Source organism: Enterococcus sp. C102(2024), assembly GCF_040888205.1.
Taxonomy (GTDB): Bacteria; Bacillota; Bacilli; order Lactobacillales; family Enterococcaceae; genus Enterococcus; species Enterococcus faecalis.
Window position 1 is genome coordinate 135,614 of record NZ_JBFOHH010000006.1, and the last position, 17,288, is coordinate 152,901.

14 protein-coding genes are annotated in these 17,288 nt (G+C 39.0%); 5 read left to right on the forward strand and 9 right to left on the reverse strand.

The features are described 5' to 3' along the window. Positions 1-92: 92 nt before the first annotated feature. From allE to sylA, 6 genes are all read right to left on the reverse strand, one after another. A complete protein-coding gene (allE, locus tag AB3I34_RS12010) occupies positions 93-878 on the reverse strand; it encodes a (S)-ureidoglycine aminohydrolase (protein WP_085444071.1) in 786 nt (261 codons plus the stop codon). A gap of 21 nt (positions 879-899) precedes the next feature. Next, positions 900-2,123, reverse strand: a complete 1,224-nt coding sequence (gene allC, locus AB3I34_RS12015; RefSeq protein WP_010825522.1) for an allantoate deiminase — start codon at positions 2,121-2,123, stop codon at positions 900-902. 181 nt (positions 2,124-2,304) lie between these two features. Beyond that, positions 2,305-3,669: an allantoinase AllB gene (gene allB / locus AB3I34_RS12020; protein ID WP_002367359.1), complete on the reverse strand. Its 1,365-nt coding sequence runs from the start codon at positions 3,667-3,669 to the stop codon at positions 2,305-2,307. After that, the gene (locus AB3I34_RS12025; RefSeq protein ID WP_002375657.1) at positions 3,670-5,166 is read right to left on the reverse strand and encodes a putative allantoin permease; all 1,497 of its coding nucleotides are present in this window, start codon (positions 5,164-5,166) and stop codon (positions 3,670-3,672) included. A 594-nt stretch (positions 5,167-5,760) separates the two neighbouring features. Further along, a complete protein-coding gene (locus AB3I34_RS12030) occupies positions 5,761-6,273 on the reverse strand; it encodes a GNAT family N-acetyltransferase (RefSeq protein ID WP_162784113.1) in 513 nt (170 codons plus the stop codon). A gap of 18 nt (positions 6,274-6,291) precedes the next feature. Continuing rightward, positions 6,292-6,744, reverse strand: coding sequence for a transcriptional regulator SylA (gene sylA / locus AB3I34_RS12035; protein ID WP_085444318.1), 453 nt, complete (start codon positions 6,742-6,744; stop codon positions 6,292-6,294). A 192-nt stretch (positions 6,745-6,936) separates the two neighbouring features. Between sylA and AB3I34_RS12040 the strand changes: the two genes are divergently transcribed. Continuing rightward, positions 6,937-7,629, forward strand: a complete 693-nt coding sequence (locus AB3I34_RS12040) for a hypothetical protein (RefSeq protein WP_104807237.1) — start codon at positions 6,937-6,939, stop codon at positions 7,627-7,629. 164 nt (positions 7,630-7,793) lie between these two features. Here AB3I34_RS12040 and AB3I34_RS12045 read toward each other — a convergent pair whose 3' ends face one another. Then, entirely contained in the window at positions 7,794-9,455 is a 1,662-nt protein-coding gene (locus AB3I34_RS12045; protein WP_162784114.1) for a SulP family inorganic anion transporter, read from the reverse strand. 176 nt (positions 9,456-9,631) lie between these two features. On the opposite strand from AB3I34_RS12045, the gene AB3I34_RS12050 reads away from it, so the two are divergent. Beyond that, entirely contained in the window at positions 9,632-10,699 is a 1,068-nt protein-coding gene (locus tag AB3I34_RS12050; RefSeq protein WP_002367364.1) for a choloylglycine hydrolase family protein, read from the forward strand. 51 nt (positions 10,700-10,750) lie between these two features. On the opposite strand, the gene AB3I34_RS12055 is transcribed toward AB3I34_RS12050, so the two are convergent. Further along, positions 10,751-11,407, reverse strand: coding sequence for a glucose-6-phosphate 1-dehydrogenase family protein (locus tag AB3I34_RS12055; protein ID WP_002387340.1), 657 nt, complete (start codon positions 11,405-11,407; stop codon positions 10,751-10,753). A gap of 269 nt (positions 11,408-11,676) precedes the next feature. Beyond that, positions 11,677-13,335 (reverse strand): PucR family transcriptional regulator, encoded by a 1,659-nt coding sequence (locus AB3I34_RS12060; RefSeq protein WP_162784115.1) that lies wholly within the window; start codon positions 13,333-13,335, stop codon positions 11,677-11,679. Positions 13,336-13,462: 127 nt separating this feature from the next. Here AB3I34_RS12060 and AB3I34_RS12065 point away from each other — a divergent pair, with 127 nt between their 5' ends. From AB3I34_RS12065 to AB3I34_RS12075, 3 genes are read left to right on the forward strand one after another with little or no spacing between them, the layout of a single operon-like run. Further along, positions 13,463-14,329: a DUF2877 domain-containing protein gene (locus AB3I34_RS12065; RefSeq protein WP_010817665.1), complete on the forward strand. Its 867-nt coding sequence runs from the start codon at positions 13,463-13,465 to the stop codon at positions 14,327-14,329. Continuing rightward, a complete protein-coding gene (gene fdrA, locus AB3I34_RS12070) occupies positions 14,307-15,866 on the forward strand; it encodes an acyl-CoA synthetase FdrA (protein WP_010817666.1) in 1,560 nt (519 codons plus the stop codon). The genes AB3I34_RS12065 and fdrA overlap by 23 nt, the downstream gene beginning before the upstream one ends. Next, positions 15,853-17,277, forward strand: a complete 1,425-nt coding sequence (locus tag AB3I34_RS12075) for a DUF1116 domain-containing protein (RefSeq protein ID WP_085444176.1) — start codon at positions 15,853-15,855, stop codon at positions 17,275-17,277. Before fdrA ends, AB3I34_RS12075 begins: the two co-directional genes overlap by 14 nt. The last annotated feature ends 11 nt before the right edge of the window (positions 17,278-17,288 follow it).

Below are 17,288 nucleotides of genomic sequence, written 5' to 3' on the forward strand. Positions count from 1 at the left end.
GTAACGTCTACCAAGAAAAAGGACTCTACCGTTCACCACTGCGTGTTCAAATCCTATTGTTCCGAGGTCATTACTTTACATTCGGCTTTTCTTTATAATTCTGGTTCACGATTGGCATCTTTGGAATAAACGTACATTAGCGGTTCTTCACGGCCAACCGCATAGGCTGCTTGTGGCACATAGGCACTCATGAAAATATAGTCCCCTTTTTCCACTGGATACCATTCATTGTCCAAATTGTACATCCCTTGGCCACTAATTAAATACGCACCATGCTCTTGGACATGCGTTTCAATGTAGGCATGACTAGCACCTGGTTCAAAAGATAAGATATGCATATTCATATCAAAGTCAAACTCTTTCGGCAATAAACTCCAAAGTAAAACGTCTGTCATTCCTTCATATTCTTCGGGTTGTTGGTCATGAATTGACCCAACCACTTTATAAGGTTGATGGCCTGCCAACGGCTGATAGCGTTTTTTATATAAGAAAACTTCTGTGTCCGCTTCCTGTGCGTTCGCTAAATACATTTTCATTTCAGGCGTAAAGTAGGCATAGCCCCCGGCTTCAAGCTCATGGGTTTCTTGACCATCTGAAACGTGCAAACGACCGTCAATGACATAAACCAACGTTTGGATCCCGTCGCCACCAAAACCGGTTGTTTGTTGACCATTTTTATGAAACGTAGCAATGTAGTCCACAAATGTCGCACCTAATTTAGGCGATCCCAAAATGGAAATATCGACATTTTCAAAACCAGGTACTGCATTTTGCACCAAACCATCATGGGGAATAATGGCGTAATTGTCTTTTTTTATCACAGCTCTTGATGTTAACAATTCTTTTTGGTAACCAACTCGATTATTTTTATAACCCATCACAATTCTTCCTTTTCTATCTTATTTATACGCTAATTCATATAAGGTATCTGCTAAAAGCTTGACGCCTTCAACCAAATCTGGAAATGCCGTTGCTTCTGCTGGATTATGACTAATCCCACCAATACTTGGCACAAATATCATCGCTGTCGGGTAATGGGGCGCAATAATTTGCGAATCATGCCCAGCGCCACTATGCATCATACGATACTGATACTTGCCTTCTTTGGCTTTTTGTTCAATAACTTCTACAATTGCTTGATTCATCGGTACAGGGGCTTCATCCATCCAACGGTCAATTGCAATCGTCAAGCCTAATTCTTGAGCAATTGTTTTCATCCGTTCTTCTAATTCACCGGTAAAATGTCGTAAAAAAGCAGCGTCGGTATGACGGCAGTCAATTGTAAATTCCACTTCTCCAGGCACCACGTTGACTGTATTGGGTTTCGGAATAACTTTGCCGAATGTTAAAACTAACGGATCCCCAATTTCGTTCGCACGATCAATGGCTTCTGCACAAATTTTAGCAAAGCCATATACCGCATCATGACGGTAACTCATTGGCGTAGTGCCTGCATGATTGGCTTGCCCTTTTAAGTTAACCGTGTAGCGACGTTGCCCTACAATACTATGAACAACACCGACTTGGAGCTTTTCGTTCTCTAAAATATTGCCTTGTTCAATATGAATTTCGACAAATGCTTCAATGTCCTCACGTCTAGTTTGCTCCTGCCGAAAATCAAAGCCTTGGCGATGCATCTCATCAACAAACTTTTTACCTTCGTTGTCAGAGATATCGACTACTTCTTCACGTTTGGCTTCACCAACGACATTTTTGCTTCCCCAGAAAACCGTTGGAAAACGACTCCCTTCTTCTTCAGCCATGGAAAGCACTTCTAAAGAACGCCGTGGTTTCCCATATTTGTCTAATAAATATTGAACAGCCGTCATGGAAGCAATAACACCATATTGACCATCTAAGGTCCCACCATTAACCACGGTGTCGATATGTGACCCAGTTAAAATCGTTTCCTGAGAAAATTCCGTTCCTGCCACTCGACAAAACAGATTCCCGACTTCGTCAAATTGCGTTTCCAGTCCAAACGCCTCAGTTTGGCTTTGCACATACTTTTGTGCTGCCAACCACGAATCTGTATAAAGTAAGCGTGTCATCCCTCCTGCAGGATCACTCCCAATTGCTGACAACTCTTCGATTCTTTGTTTTAAAACTTTTTCCAAGTCCATCACAAAACCTCCTGACTGATTACACTCTGATTGTAAACGTTTCCCTAGTTATCTTCATTGCACTTATTAAACAAAATTAAGCCTTTTTTTGTGCAAAACAACCAATGAACATCCTCTAACTCGTGGACAGAGGCGCTAATTCAATCACGCTTCTGTCCCTTTTCATTTCTAAAATAGGTGTTTAATTTTTGATAAATACGCCGTTAAACGCCTCGGTTACCCCAGTTTCTTGTGCGTAAATTGTTTCGCCTCTTAAAATTGTTTGAATCACTTGGGCCCCAATTTCACGACCAATGTAAGGACTAATTTTATTTCGGTATTCTAAATCTTCTGCTTTTAAGATATACGGCGCATTAGGTTTAATTAGTACAAAATCGGCATCCTTACCAATGCTGATGCGGCCCTTTTGTGCTAAGTGATAACGGTCAGCTGGGTTTGCTGCAATCATATCCGCGAATTGTTTCAAGGATAAACCACGTTTTTGGACGGCTTCATCGAATAACACATCGACGTTATTTTGAACACCAGAAATGCCGCCCCAAGCTTCAAAAGCATTGGTTGTATCTTTTAAGTCTGGCGTACAAGGAGAATGGTCAGAGGTTACAAACGCGATTCCGCCTGTTTGCACGTGGTTCCATAAGGCGGCTTGTTGGTCCGCGTCACGAATCGGCGGCGAACATTTGACAACTGGACCAATGGCATCAAGTTCATCCGTGGTAAAATATAAATAATGCGTACATGTTTCACAAGTCACATCTACCCCTTCTGCTTGGGCTTTTAAAACTTCTTCCACGCCTTCTTGACAAGCCACATGACAAATATGAATCCGACAACCTGTTTCTTTGGCAAATAAAATGGCTTTTTGAATCGCTTCAACTTCGGTAAACACAGGACGTGTAGCTACATATGCCGCTAAAGTCGTTTCACCATTTTGATAAGCTAACGCGCCTAATTTATCCGTAATTGGCGCATTTTCTGCATGGATTGCTAGCACTTTGCCAGTCTTGGCGACTTGTTTCATTCCTTCATATAGTGAATAATCGTCGACATTTTGAAAATCTCCTTCAATTGAACGATCGCCGCACGTTCCTAAAAAGCATTTATAGCCGGAAACGCCTCCTTCATCAAGTTCCTGAATCCCGCCAGCCAAGTTGGTCGGGACCACGCCGCCAAATGACCCTACATCTACTTTTAGTTTATTTTCTCCTGCCTTGTATTTGATCTCAAGAGAGGTCTTATCCACGGTTGCTGGAATCTGATTTAAAGGCATTTCCATAAAGGTCGTCACGCCCCCTTTGGCACAAGCGGCCGTTCCTGTGACATACCCTTCCCATTCATCGCGGTAACCACCACCAGGATCGGTAATATGAACATGGGCATCCACCATCCCAGGACTAACGACTAAACCCGTCGCATCAATCACACGTTCTCCTGACAAGTCTTGCCCAATCGCTACGATTTTTCCTCCTTGAACGGCGACATCCGTAATGACTTCTCCAGTTTCTAAAATAACTAACCCGTTTTTAATCACTAACTCTGCTTGCATTTATTTTCCCTCCTGATAAGCTGTTTCTTTCACTTTTTTTGAATCCCAAGTCCATTTTTTTAACACTAAGTACAGCACAAAACCTGTGGCAAAGCCCACAAACCACGAAATATCAGCAATGATTTTAACCTGTGGAATAAATTGACCACTTAAGGAAAGAGCCAACGCCAGAATAGTAGCGACATATGCCGGCTTGTTTAATCCGTAAAAAGGATTGGCTTCCTCTTTTTTGTGTTTATCTACGTATAAAGCATTTAAGTCAATTTGTTGCTTTTGAACAAAATAATAATTCGCAATCATCACACCAGCGACTGGTCCTAAAACAGCCCCAATTGCGTTCAGAAAAATAAAAATACTATCGGCGTTTTCCATCAGTTTCCAAGGCATAATAAGAAAGCTAATAACACTGGCAATCATGACGCCTTTTTTATACGTCATTTTTTTAGGAAACAGTGCTGCCAATTGATAACCTGCCGGAATGATGTTCCCTGTTGCATTCGTTGAAATAGTCGTTAATAAGAAAACCGACATGGCTAAGACCACCACCGCCACATTATCTAAACGATCAATAATGTTTAAAATATTCCATTCTTGAATCCCAAAATACAGCGAACCACCTAACAGAATAACCACACTGGAAAAAGCGAAAATCCCATAACCAACAACTAAACCTGCTGTTTGCCCCACAACCTGAGCACGTGTCGAGCGCGCATTCTTAGTAAAATCCGCCACACTCGCACCAGGCGCTGACCAAACGGCCACAACCGAGTTAAAAATAATCAGATACGCCACCAGTGGATTGACTGAACGAATCGCACCAGAAACTTGATAGGACAAAATTGGTGTTAAACCGCCCCCAGCTCGAATGGCCCAAATCGTTAATCCAATAATAACGACATAAATCAACGGACTTAAAATGGCGGTAAAACGGTTCAAAATTTTGCTACCACCGAAACCTATTGCCACATTTAAGAGCCAGAAAAGAGTAAACGCCATTAATTCAGGTAGCCTGAGACCAAAAAACTGGAATGACCCACCAATTTCTAAAAAGTTCGGCCAAAATTTCCCGAGAATAATTAATAAAGCGAGCGATCCTGTAAATGTTTGCAGACCAAACCAAGCAATCGCGGCCACACAACCTCTTAAGAACCCTGGCAGTTTTGCCCCGAGACTGCCGTAAGTAGACTGTAAGTGCATCGCAAAAGGAATGCCATATTTAGAGCCAGCCACGCCATTCAAATTCATAAAAGTTGCTACAATGAATGAGCTTAACACAACTGCCAACATAACTTGCAGCGGCGATAAACCTAAGAAAATAAAGCCGCCCACTGCTGCATAATTCGGGATATTATGAATCGAACCCATCCATAATGTAAAAAAATTGCGCGCGCCCATCGTCCGTTGTTTCGGGCTACTTGGCAACAAATCCTCATTGTAGCCACGTGCTTTCATCGCTGTTTCTTCTTGAGCTGTTACTTGAGACACATTTTTCTCCACGACAAACTCTCCTTTTTATTAAAAAATTTTTTCTATTAAAACACCCTGCCTTCTCTTTTTTGTCACTTTTGCACAAACATGCGTACTACTCTCATCACACGAATTGTAAGCGCTTTTTATAACAAGAATCATTAGTTACCCCAACTAAATAACAAACGATTCTTTGTTCACTTTGAACGAAAAAATAGCAACCTTTTTTATATCGCCCTCTCACTCTAGAAAATAAGAAACAAATCTTTTTATTCACATATTATGTACAACTTCTCTTTTCAAATGCTAAAATACGCTTATTATTAAAAATGACATAAATAAATTATACATTTAAATGAAACCCAACACAACATTTTTTAATCAAACACACACAAAACAGATAAACTGAAGTGGATTTTCAGGAAGAGACCCATCCTGAAAAAAGACACTGACAAAAGAGTTTTCTCACAAGATCGACAACTTTTCACAGATTCAAAATCTTCTTTTTCAATTTTTACGTTTTTAAAAATAACATTTTGAAAATTAAAAAATGCTTAATTTTAATCAAAAAAATAAACAAAGATTTCTGATTTTATCAGAAATCTTTGTTTCTAAATTTTCTTGCTATAATTCCTTTAACAAAATAAAATCCGTCTGTTCATCGTCTCCCATAAAAAATGAATGTTGACTATAATAGCGGTAGCCAATCGTTTTATAAAATGCCCGCGCCGCATCATTGTGTTCCCAGACACCTAGCCACAGTGCGTTTTTACCAAATTCACGAGCTTTCTCTTCCGCCAGTTCTAACAATTGTGTCCCCAGCTTCTTTCCTTTAAACGTAGGCAAAATATACAATCGCTCAACCTCGAGCTTTTCTGACCCCATCGGTTCCGTTTGTGCCCTCTCACGATTTAATTTCATGTAGCCAGCCAATTGATTATCGACCAAGATAAAATAAAAGTAAGAGTGGGGATTAGCTAATTCCTTTTGTAATTTTTCTAAATTGTAGGCGTCTACTAAATAGGCTTGCATATTTTCTGGCGTATTGTACGGTCCAAAAGTATCTGTATATGTTTCAATGCTGATTTCTTGTAACGCTGGTGCATCTTCTATTGTTAATTGTTTTATTTCTCCCATCAATCAGTCGTCCTTTCCTTAATAATTTCGAGTGTTCCCTTTTTTGACAAATTCCCAATCTTCACTGACATTTTTACGCATCCGGACTAAGTACTCTGCCAATTGTGAAATTTCCACTTCTGACAAGCCTTGCAAAGCAACTTGATTCGAGTGTTGATTTTCGCGCACAATGATTGGATAAACGTTTTTCCCTTTTTCTGTGGCATAAATCCGCTTAATTTTTTTGTTGCTTGCATCTTCTTGACGATAAATAAAGCCTTGTTCTTCCAAACGCTTAATCGCCCGCGCCGCTGTGGTTCGATCAACTTTAATCAGTTCGGCGATCTTTTCTTGGATAATCCCAGGATTTTCACAGATCCTGACCAAATAAAGATATTGTCCTCGTGTTAAAGATAATTCCTTAAATTCGATATTACTGATTGAATCTAAGGCCCGCGCAATCATGCCAATTTCTCTTAAAATATCTGTCACTAGGACACTTCCTTTCGCTAATATTTTATGATTGTCATTACTTTAACTCATTTTTGTTGCAAATGCAACAAAAATGAGTATAAAAACTACAGATTTAAACAATTTGAGCATTCGTGAAAATAAAATAATTATTTCTTTTGTTATATTAACAAGTAAGATAAAATTAGTTATAGCGTCTATAGGAGGAATAGTATGAAAAAATTAGTTTGTGTTATTTTAGTTATTTTTTTAACAGGTTGTAGTTCTCAGAAAGCGAATGAACCTAAAAAACAAGAAAATTCTACCAATCATACAACATCAATAAAAAGCAGTACTAATCATTACAGTTCTAGCACAGAAACAAGCTCTAATAATAAACTAAAAGAAACTTCAGAAAGTGCCAGCACCACTCAAACTTCGTCAAAGTCGAAAAATGAAGTATCTACAAATGTCGGAGAAACAAATTCTTTAGAAGCAACACCTTATGCTGTCGATCTTAGTAGTTTAAACAATCCACTCGTATTTAATTTTAAAGGAATGAATGTGCCAACTTCAATTACGTTAGAGAACTTAAATTCAACACCAACTGCTACCTTCCGAACTAAATTGTTTGGGGCTGAAAATGGTCAAGTGAAAGAAGCCATTAATAAATATGAGCTATCTATAAATACAATTCCTACAAAAGAGATTAGAATATTTTCGGCGGGCGATAACAGTATTCGCACCGTTAAAGTAAATACAGAATTAATTTTAGGAACTAATATTTCTTCAAACGATGAACAAAATAGATCGGGTACTTTATACTTATTCAACAATAAAAATGGTTCGATATCTTTAATCACTCCTAACTACGCTGGCAATGTTACGGATGATCAAAAAGACGTTATGCTAGAAGTAATTCAATAAATAACCTAAAAAAATAATAAAGAGAAAACTTCATACTTAGAAGTTTTCTCTTTATTATTTTTTAGGAACTCCTCTAGAAACTCGTTTTAGTCCCCACTTATTTTTCTTATTTCTTCACACATTAAGCCCGCAATAGAAAATAGAACATTTCATTTGAAAATGACTTATTGTTCTGCAACATGCACCGTTTGTAAAAATTCTGCGACTGAGAAATGGTATTCCTTCTCATGATTTCCTTGAATGGTTCGAATCATTTTTTCAACTTCTGGTTGCAGAGCGGCAAATTGAACTTGTTGTCCACGACCTTCTGCTGCGAGACAAAATTCTTCTAAAATATCTAACGCTGTACTATCAATGCTAGGAACTCCTCGCATTGAAAATACTACACCACTTTTTGTTTCCAATTGCAGTAACGTTTGTTTCAATCGTTCAGAAGACATGAAAAATAACGGGCCACTCAAATAAACTACCACCCAATTTTCCGTACAATCGGTCGGTACTAGCCCCATTCTTGACCAATCAACTTCCTCGACATTAATCGTAATCACGGCACTTTTCGCAATGAAAAACAGGCAACCAGCTAAGACCCCTAAAACAATCGCTAAACTCAAGTCAAAAATAACGGTCGCTATCATCGTTAAAAAGAATAAACATAAGGCTGTGTGGAAACGTTTCTGGAAGAATTCTTTAATCACCGACCATTCATTCATTCGCCACGCTGTCACCACTAAAACACCAGCTAACGCAGGCATGGGAATTTTAGACATGACTGGCGATAAAAGCAACATCGATAACAATAAAAAGACCGCATGAAAAATACCCGCTAAACGTGTTTGCGCACCAGATTTAATCACTACGCTCGTGCGGGCAATCGCTGCTGTCGCAGGAACGCCACCGAAAAATGGCAAAATTAAGTTACCAATTCCTTGTGCCACTAGTTCCTGATTACTGTCTAATGGCTTCCCTGTCATGCGACCAGCCGAAGCGCCACAAAGCAAACTTTCAATCATACCTAACATAGCAATGCTAATCGAAGGCACCAAAATATCCTGAAACGCACTTAATTGAAGCGAACCAAGTTCCAAACGTGTATCACTAAAAATACTTGTCGGAATTTTCCCTACAGTGGCCACTGGCAGTTGAAAAACCACTGTTGCTAAAGTAGCTAAAATAATCATTACCAATGAAGCTGGTATCATCGCATTCCACTTTTTCGGAAAGAATACTAATCCAAGCACCACTAAAATCGACATAACCGTCGTTGGTATACTTAAATCAAAGCCCAATGAACGATAACTGCTGATTTTCTCAATTAAATTGTGGCCTTCTGAACGAACCCCAAAGAAATTATCAAGCTGCCCCAACGCAATAATAATAGCAATTCCTGAAGTAAACCCGGTAATGACCGGTGACGGAATAAAAGAAGTCAAGCTCCCTAAACGCAAAATCCCTGCCAAAAGCAAGAAAATTCCCGCCAAAAAGGTGGCCAACAAAATCCCTTGCATGCCATGCACTGCCGCAATTGACATTAAAATAGCTGCCATCGCACCTGTTGGTCCTGAAATTTGATAAAACCCACCTGAAAGGCTTCCAATCACAATTCCAGCGATAATCGCCGTGATCATGCCAGCTGCTGCAGTGGCGCCGCTAGAGACCCCAAACGCTAACGCTAACGGCAACGCGACGGCTGCGACAGTCAAACCTGCCAAGAAATCTTTTTTCAATTTTTTTTGATTATACCCTTTAAATTCATCCCTTATCATTTGTGTGTACTTTTTAAACATTCGCATCCTCTTTTCATGAAATTTCCATTCTAAAGATATCATATTTTCGGAAAGATAATAAGGTGTTTTGTGAAGGAAATCGCTAAAAAATTTTTTTCACCTCATTTAGACAAAATTGTCTAATATTTTAGGAATTTAGCCACCGCTGTTTCCTAGAGTATGATATGCTTAACTAGTAAACAGGCTTCACAAACTTACATTAATTGGGGGAAACTATTATGTGTACAGGCATCAAGATTATTTCCAAAACAAATGATATTTTTTATGGACGTACGATGGATTTTACGTTTGACTTTTTTGGCAACGAAGATCCAATTGCACCAAAAATCCCTACTCTAATTGCTCAATTTCCAAAAGGTACCGTTCTAAATAGCCAACTAAATCCTTGGACGGCAAAATATGCCTTTATGGGACTAGCAATGTCAGGCACAGATCAACCAGCGAACGATGGTAAAACCGTCAGCCTTGCTATCACAGATGGTATCAACGAAGCCGGCTTATCTGGTGATATTCAATATTTAATGGAATCTTCAACAGCACCTGCTGAAAGTTTAGCAGATCGTGGTTTAACACCTCATATTGCAGAAGAAGTACTTGCTTATATTTTGAGTAATTTTGAAAGCGTTGACGAAGTAAAAGTAGCTTTTGAAAAAATCGGCCTGTTAGATCAAAAATTCCAACTTGATTCATTGGGGGAAGTTCATTTCACCTTACACTGGACCATTAATGATAAAAATAATAATAGTATCGTTTTGCAACCAACAGATAACGGAGCGTTCGTCATTTATGATTCGATTGGCGTAGTCACAAACAGCCCAGAATACAATTATCATTTAACCAATGCACGAAACTATATCGGAATGCGCAACTACGCTATTAAAGAACCTTACACTTTAAAATCAGGCGCAACACTTGACCCAATTGAAGGTGGGACTTCTTACGGACTACTAGGAATCCCAGGAGACTTCACTTCGCCGTCACGCTTCATTCGTGCGTTATACTATTCTGACAATCTCCAAGAATTTGATAGCTCTGAAGGGATTATGCAACTCTATCGCGCCTTCCAAACAGTGATGATTCCTCGGGGGATTGGCCATTTAGGTCAAAGTAATTCTCTGTCTGATTTCACACATTATTGGTCAGGATATGATGTGACTAATCTAACCATGTATGTCCAACCAGAAAGTACTACCTCATTTACAAAATACACTTTGGATCCAGCTTTAACAGAAGTTACTACTTTTGCTGTTTCTAACGAGCTACTACTAACAGATTTAAATCAATAAAAACACAAACAACGTCTCTGACCAGGTCCTTGGTCAGAGACATTGTTTCGTTCATTTTTCAGATAATGCGTTATACAATGGCGCTAATTCTTGAAGCGCCTGACAACTTTTTTCTTCAATCGTTTCAAGCTTTTCCGTCGCAAACCACAACTTACCGATCTGAAATGAGCGATTGCCTATCCGCTCTTCTAAAATTTTCCGTTGTTTTTCATCTGCTAAATAATCTTTTAAAGGCAAATGGTCCACTAGTTCATGCTCTTCCTGCGGCCAAATATAATAGCCTTCGCAGTCGATGGTTTGACTCCAAGCTTCTAAACGATTAAGCAATTGATTGTAAGCGACGACTGAGCCTGTCCGCTCCTCACTTTTGTAATGTTGAAACATCAAATATACTTGAAATTGCTTTTTATTTAATAACAACGCCAGACAAGCATTTTCCGCTTGGCGTTGCTCACTGCGATACGCAGCCCAGAAATGACTGCGTAAATTCCAGCCGTTGGTCCAGCTTTCGATTTTCGGCTTAGTGATGCCGAGTTCAGCTGGTAAACCTTGAGCGATTGCGAGGTTTAAGGCTTTCCACTTTTCCCAATGTTGCTTGTAGGTTTGCTTTAAGGCATCGATTTCTGCTGATGTTTGTTGCTCTTTGAGTTGTTTAAATGTGAAGATTTCTCGGTTGAATAGATTGAAGTCTTGATGGGTTAGGTTCATTTTTGGGCTTCTTTCTAGATGATTTTTTTGTTGTAGTTGTTGGTTCTTATTATATATAGCATGATGTAATTTTTGATTGTATATAGCAGAGGTATTTGTATAAAGACGAGTGGGAACAGTGTAAGTGTAATGAATTACCCCAACTTTTTCAATAAAAAATGGAATCTTTATTGAAAAGATTCCATTTTTTATTGATTAAATTATCCTTCTTGTATAATCGTTTCTTTTATATATTCTATTAAATTAAAAACCACCACTTATATTGCATCTTAAGTTCCCACAAACAACGCCACTTCCAGCGCCAACAAGTCCACTTCCTTATCAAAATCCAACAGCACTAGCTGTTCAATTTTCTCCAATCGTTGTAACAAAGTATTACGATGAATAAAGAGCTTTTTGGCTGTTTGAGACAAGTTTCGTTTTGATTGAAAATAGACATTCAGTGTATGGACAAAGTCGGTATGTTGCTGTTGATCACTTTTCTGCAATGGTTGAAGATATTTTTTTCTGAGGGTTGCTTGTCCTTCTTCTAAAAAATAACGTTGTAGTGTCTGTCTAAAATGAAAATTCGCGTAGGAAGCAATCCTCATTTCAGGTTTTTCTGCAACGAATTGGCGTTGAAAGGCTAAAACGTCAATCGCTTGTTGATAAGATTCATGAATCTGGGTCAGACCCTGAATCTTAGGTCCTATTGTTAGGAAAAGTTCCACATCTTCTTGTACTTTCATTAACTGATTTATGCTGCTTTTTGCTAGGCGTTGCATCATTTTCAGATAATCGCCTTCTTTTTCAGGTGGATCTTCAACTAATAAGACAAAGGAACTGTCAATTTCAATACAAACAATTTTTTGTTTGTCCCCTAAGATAACTTGGTTTAGCTGGTTGCCTAAAATAGACATTCTTTCTTGCCTTTGGCGTTCATTTAAGGTTAATGAAATTAGCAAAATCGCATAGGGCTTATCTATTGCCAAGCGATAATATTGTTGAAATTGTTGGAAAACAGCTTGGTCCCTCTTTTCATGCGCAATCAGCTTAAAAAATAATTCGTTTCGTTGTTGGTATTCTTCAAATTTCCGTGAGTATTCCAATTGCAATTGTAAAAGTAAGTAATGGGCTGTGATTTTAAAATGAGCCACGTCGACTGGTCGTAATGGGGCCAAGGTGTTCCAGACGAGTAAATAATATAAAATAACATTTTTCTTTTTAATTGGATAAATTTCAATTGGCACCACTTGGTTCTGGAGTTTCAACTGTAAATGAATCGGTTCTTGATAAAAGCGTAATAATGGATGACTTTGTTCTAGTAATTGTTTTTGGAAATCTGAGGTTTCTTGTCTATCTTCTAAAATGCTAGAAATACGAATTGGATTTTTAGGCAAGTCAAAAAAATTAACTCCTTCAAAGTGGTCATCCAATAACAAGACAGGATTTTGAATGGTTTCTGCTAGATCCTGCAGCAAATGAAAACTGCTACTTCCCGTTTCTAAGATTTGATAAATTTTATTATGCAATGCGGTTTCTTGCGCATTCATGTCAAATTGTTCTAACGTGACACGACTTTTCAACACGTCAGCAATTTGCGAAAAGGTGTAATTGTAAGGAATTGCTAAAATAGGTACATTCATTTCATTTGCTAGTTTGATTAAGTCTGGTGGAACTTCTTCAAAATAACGTTGGGTTTTAAATCCTAAGGCAGCACAATGGTGTTTGGCTAGTTCTTTCAAAAAATTTTTCTGTAATTTCCGATCATCTTTAAATATGTACCCTGTCGTTAACAGCAGCTCACCTGCTGTTAGCCAATCTAAAATATCAGGATTTTCTAAAATATTGACTTTTAAAATCGGTTGGTCCTGATTTTTATGTCCTGCCACTAAGGTAATGCCAGGTAATTCTTCTAACGTTAATAAATCACTCACTTTTAACATCATTTTTCCTCCCAATGTACAAATTGTCCATTCAAACTTGTAAATCAATGTCATTTTTAGCAATTGTTTAGCGTGCTGGATTCTTTTATTATGAAGTCGTGAAAGCGCTATTAAAAAGGAGGTCGTTGGAATGACAAAAATTTTAGCTTATGACCAAACGATTTTATCGAAACTCCCTCATCAAACATTGACTAGTTTGCAATGTTTTACGCACGCTATTAATTATGGTCATGTAGACACCCAAGAAATTCTCTTGACCATTTCAACGCATCCCGAACATATAGCACCTAACACGATTATACTCGATGAAAAAAAACTTAGCCATTTCGCTGATTTACCTGTCCAAATTGAGCCCCTGTTTATCCGGTTAGGCCGACGACAATTAACCCTAGCCGATGCCCAAATTTGGCAACCAACGCCACTTTATTTAACACCCAGTAAAACAAAGATAGCTATTTTTTTAACGTATATTCAGCAAACTCGTTTCAATCCTTGGCAAGCGCTTTTTCCTGCTTCGCCGTCAACCTTTCTTTTTGATTCTTATAGTCGGACCCAGATTCAAAAAGAAATGATTCATTTTCAACAGGCTTGGGCGCAAAAATCTTTTAAAATAGCTCTTGATTGTTTAACGAAGATTTTGGGATTGGGGATTGGTTTAACCCCCACTGGCGATGATTTTATCACAGGATTACTTGCTAGTTTTTCTGCATTACAGCAACTTCCCTCGAATTTCCAACAGCTGGCTGTGCTAGCCAAGGAACGAACGAATGCGGTCAGTTATGCGGAAATCCATGAAGCAGTGAACGAACGGTTTTCTCAGCTAGTTCAGCGTGTTTTTTTATCAATTGAAAGTGGAAATACAAACGAAATGGCTCAAGCGGTTTCAGCTTTAGAGGAGGTGGGCTCAACTTCAGGAAGCGACATACTTTGCGGCATTATTTTTGGTTTAAAACTATTTTGTGAGGAGAATAATCATGACAATTCAAACAGTAATTAAAGAGAACGCCTATTTTGATTCAGTTACTTTAATGACCATTTCAACACGAGCCAATGAACTGGCTGGAGTTAAAACTGCAATGATTGGGATGGGAACCGACATGAATCTTGAAGTGATTCGGAATGTTGGTTTATATACACCCGCCTTGGATCATGTTACAACGGGTGATTTATTAATTGTTTTAGATCTTGATGACCAAGCGAACTCAGAAGAAATTTTACAGCAAGTCGACGAGTTATTTACGAAGAAAAAGAAAACCGCTTCTTCTGAAGTAACCTATAAGACGTTAGATTCAGCCCTTCATGAAGAGCCTGATGCCAACTTAGTTGTAATTTCTGTCAATGGAAAATTTGCTGCACGAGAAGCGCATAAAGCTTTAGATCAGCAAAAACACGTCATGCTCTTTAGTGATAACGTGACGGTTGACGAGGAATTAGCGTTAAAACAAAAAGCACACGAAAAAGAACTGTTTGTGATGGGCCCTGATTGTGGAACAGCGATTATTAATGGCGTTGGGTTATGTTTTGCTAACGAGGTACGTTCAGGAGATATTGGAATTGTCGGCGCTTCTGGTACAGGCAGCCAAGAAGTTAGTGTTCAAATCCATAAATATGGTTATGGGATTTCACAATTAATCGGTACTGGCGGCCGTGATTTGTCTGCTGAAATTGGTGGGCTGATGATGCTTGACGGGCTGGATGCTTTAATGGCTGACGAACAAACTAAGGCAATTTTACTTATTTCTAAACCGCCTGCTCCAGAAGTAACAGAGAAAATTTTAAAAAAATTAGCTGTTTCAACTAAACCAGTTGTTATTTACTTTATCGGCAGTGAACAAACGGAACGAAAAATAGACAACGTCACTTTTGCTACTTCTTCTCTGGATGCAGTTCAAAAGGTGATTCAATTTAGTCAAACACAGAAAGCGGAAACCAGCCTCTATCAAAATCCGACAGGTGCAACGTTAACAGCCATCCAACAGCAACAAGCCCCTTCTCAAAAATTTGTTCGTGGGTTGTTCTGTGGTGGCACTCTTTGTGATGAACTTTTATATGCTTTAACAGAAGTCTCTGATGATGTTTATAGTAATATTCATAAAATTCCTGAACGGCAATTAGCAAATCCTGACCACAGCCAAGCACATACATTGATTGATTTCGGTGATGATCGTTTCACAGAAGGCCGCCCACATCCAATGATCGATCCGACTTCTCGGATTACTCGCATTCTTCAAGAAGCCAAAGATCCTGAAGTGGCAGTTTTAGCGTTAGATTTTGAATTAGGTTATGGTTCTCACGAAAATCCTGTTGGCGTGTTAGCTGAGGCGTTAAAGGAAGCCAAAGCAATAGCGAAAGCAGATGGTCGTGAGTTAGCCATTATTGGCTATGTTTTAGGGACCGAAGAAGATCCACAAGATATTCATGAACAGCGGAAAATTTTAGAAGATTTAGAGGTTCTCGTTGTCGACAGCAGTCATCAACTTTGCGAAGCCACCAAAACTTTTGTAAAAGGAGCGAACGAACATGAGCAGAAATGATCTTTTTAAGCAGCCTTTAGATACGATCAATGTAGGCATTGACTTTATACATGAAGATATGAAAAAACAAGGGATTCCTTCACATCAAGTAAATTGGGCACCGCCAGCCAATGGTGACCCAGAGCTATTGAAATTATTGGATCAATTAAAAAATCCAACACTTTATGAAAAAATCCAACAAGCCAACGAAGAAGCGGTTACCCGCATTATTCAATCAAAACCTATTTTAGTAGGATTTGATAAAGCAATTAATGTCATGCCCGATATGACTGAAACGACCATTTTACATGCTGGGCCACCCATTACTTATGAAAATATGTGCGGACCGATGAAAGGTGCCGTTCAAGGAGCGCTTGTTTTTGAAGGATTAGCAAAAGATCTAGCTGATGCTGATCGGGTTGCTCGTTCTGGCGCGATTACGTTTTCTCCTTGTCATGAACATGATGCCGTTGGTTCTATGGCTGGCGTGACTTCTCCGAATATGTACGTTCATATTATCAAAAATGAAACGTACGGCAACACGGCTTTTACTAATTTAAGTGAACAATTAGCGAAAGTTTTACGATTTGGTGCAAATGATCAATCCGTCGTGGATCGCCTGATTTGGATGCGCGATGTTTTAGGTCCATTACTTCATGATGCCATGACTTTTTGTCCAGAAGGCATTGATTTACGCTTAATGCTTTCGCAAGCCTTGCATATGGGCGATGAGTGTCATAATCGCAATGTAGCTGGAAGTACGTTGTTAGTCCAAGCATTAACGCCTTACATGGTTCAAACTGATTTTTCTCGTGAACAATTAAAAGAAGTATTTGAATTTCTTGGCAGTTCTGACTATTTTTCTGGTCCAACTTGGATGGGCGCCGCTAAATGTGCGTTAGATGCTGGGCATAATGTGGAGAATAGTACAATTGTCACCACCATGTGTCGCAATGGGGTCGAATTTGGAATTCGTGTCAGTGGGATTGGCGGAAATCACTGGTTTACAGGGCCTGCCCAACGGGTGATTGGTCCGATGTTTGCTGGTTACACACAAGAAGATGCTGGTTTGGATATGGGCGATAGTGCTATTACAGAAACGTATGGTGTTGGCGGATTTGCCATGGCAGCTGCACCAGCAATTGTCCCATTAGTTGGCGGAACAGTGGCAGAAGCATTGAATTATTCAAAAGAAATGCTGGAAATTACTACGAAAGAAAATCCCAATATCACGATTCCTGTTTTAGATTTTATGGGGATTCCTTCAGGCATCGATGTCTTAAAAGTCTTAGAAACAGGGATGCTGCCTGTCATTAATACTGCTATTGCTCATAAAGAACCGGGGATTGGTATGATTGGCGCTGGATTGACTAATCCGCCAGCAAATGTCTTTAACGAGGCACTAAAAGCTTTAGTAGCTAAAATAAACTAATTTCAAAAACT

What these genes read in the sequence shown, in the direction of transcription:
- allE (WP_085444071.1), bottom strand. Translation starts at nt 878, where the DNA reads ATGGGTTATAAAAATAATCGAGTTGGTTACCAAAAAGAATTGTTAACA.
- allC (WP_010825522.1), bottom strand. Translation starts at nt 2,123, where the DNA reads ATGGACTTGGAAAAAGTTTTAAAACAAAGAATCGAAGAGTTGTCAGCA.
- allB (WP_002367359.1), bottom strand. Translation starts at nt 3,669, where the DNA reads ATGCAAGCAGAGTTAGTGATTAAAAACGGGTTAGTTATTTTAGAAACT.
- AB3I34_RS12030 (WP_162784113.1), bottom strand. Translation starts at nt 6,273, where the DNA reads ATGGGAGAAATAAAACAATTAACAATAGAAGATGCACCAGCGTTACAA.
- AB3I34_RS12040 (WP_104807237.1), top strand. Translation starts at nt 6,937, where the DNA reads ATGAAAAAATTAGTTTGTGTTATTTTAGTTATTTTTTTAACAGGTTGT.
- AB3I34_RS12045 (WP_162784114.1), bottom strand. Translation starts at nt 9,455, where the DNA reads ATGATATCTTTAGAATGGAAATTTCATGAAAAGAGGATGCGAATGTTT.
- AB3I34_RS12050 (WP_002367364.1), top strand. Translation starts at nt 9,632, where the DNA reads ATGTGTACAGGCATCAAGATTATTTCCAAAACAAATGATATTTTTTAT.
- AB3I34_RS12055 (WP_002387340.1), bottom strand. Translation starts at nt 11,407, where the DNA reads ATGAACCTAACCCATCAAGACTTCAATCTATTCAACCGAGAAATCTTC.
- AB3I34_RS12060 (WP_162784115.1), bottom strand. Translation starts at nt 13,335, where the DNA reads ATGATGTTAAAAGTGAGTGATTTATTAACGTTAGAAGAATTACCTGGC.
- AB3I34_RS12065 (WP_010817665.1), top strand. Translation starts at nt 13,463, where the DNA reads ATGACAAAAATTTTAGCTTATGACCAAACGATTTTATCGAAACTCCCT.
- fdrA (WP_010817666.1), top strand. Translation starts at nt 14,307, where the DNA reads ATGACAATTCAAACAGTAATTAAAGAGAACGCCTATTTTGATTCAGTT.
- AB3I34_RS12075 (WP_085444176.1), top strand. Translation starts at nt 15,853, where the DNA reads ATGAGCAGAAATGATCTTTTTAAGCAGCCTTTAGATACGATCAATGTA.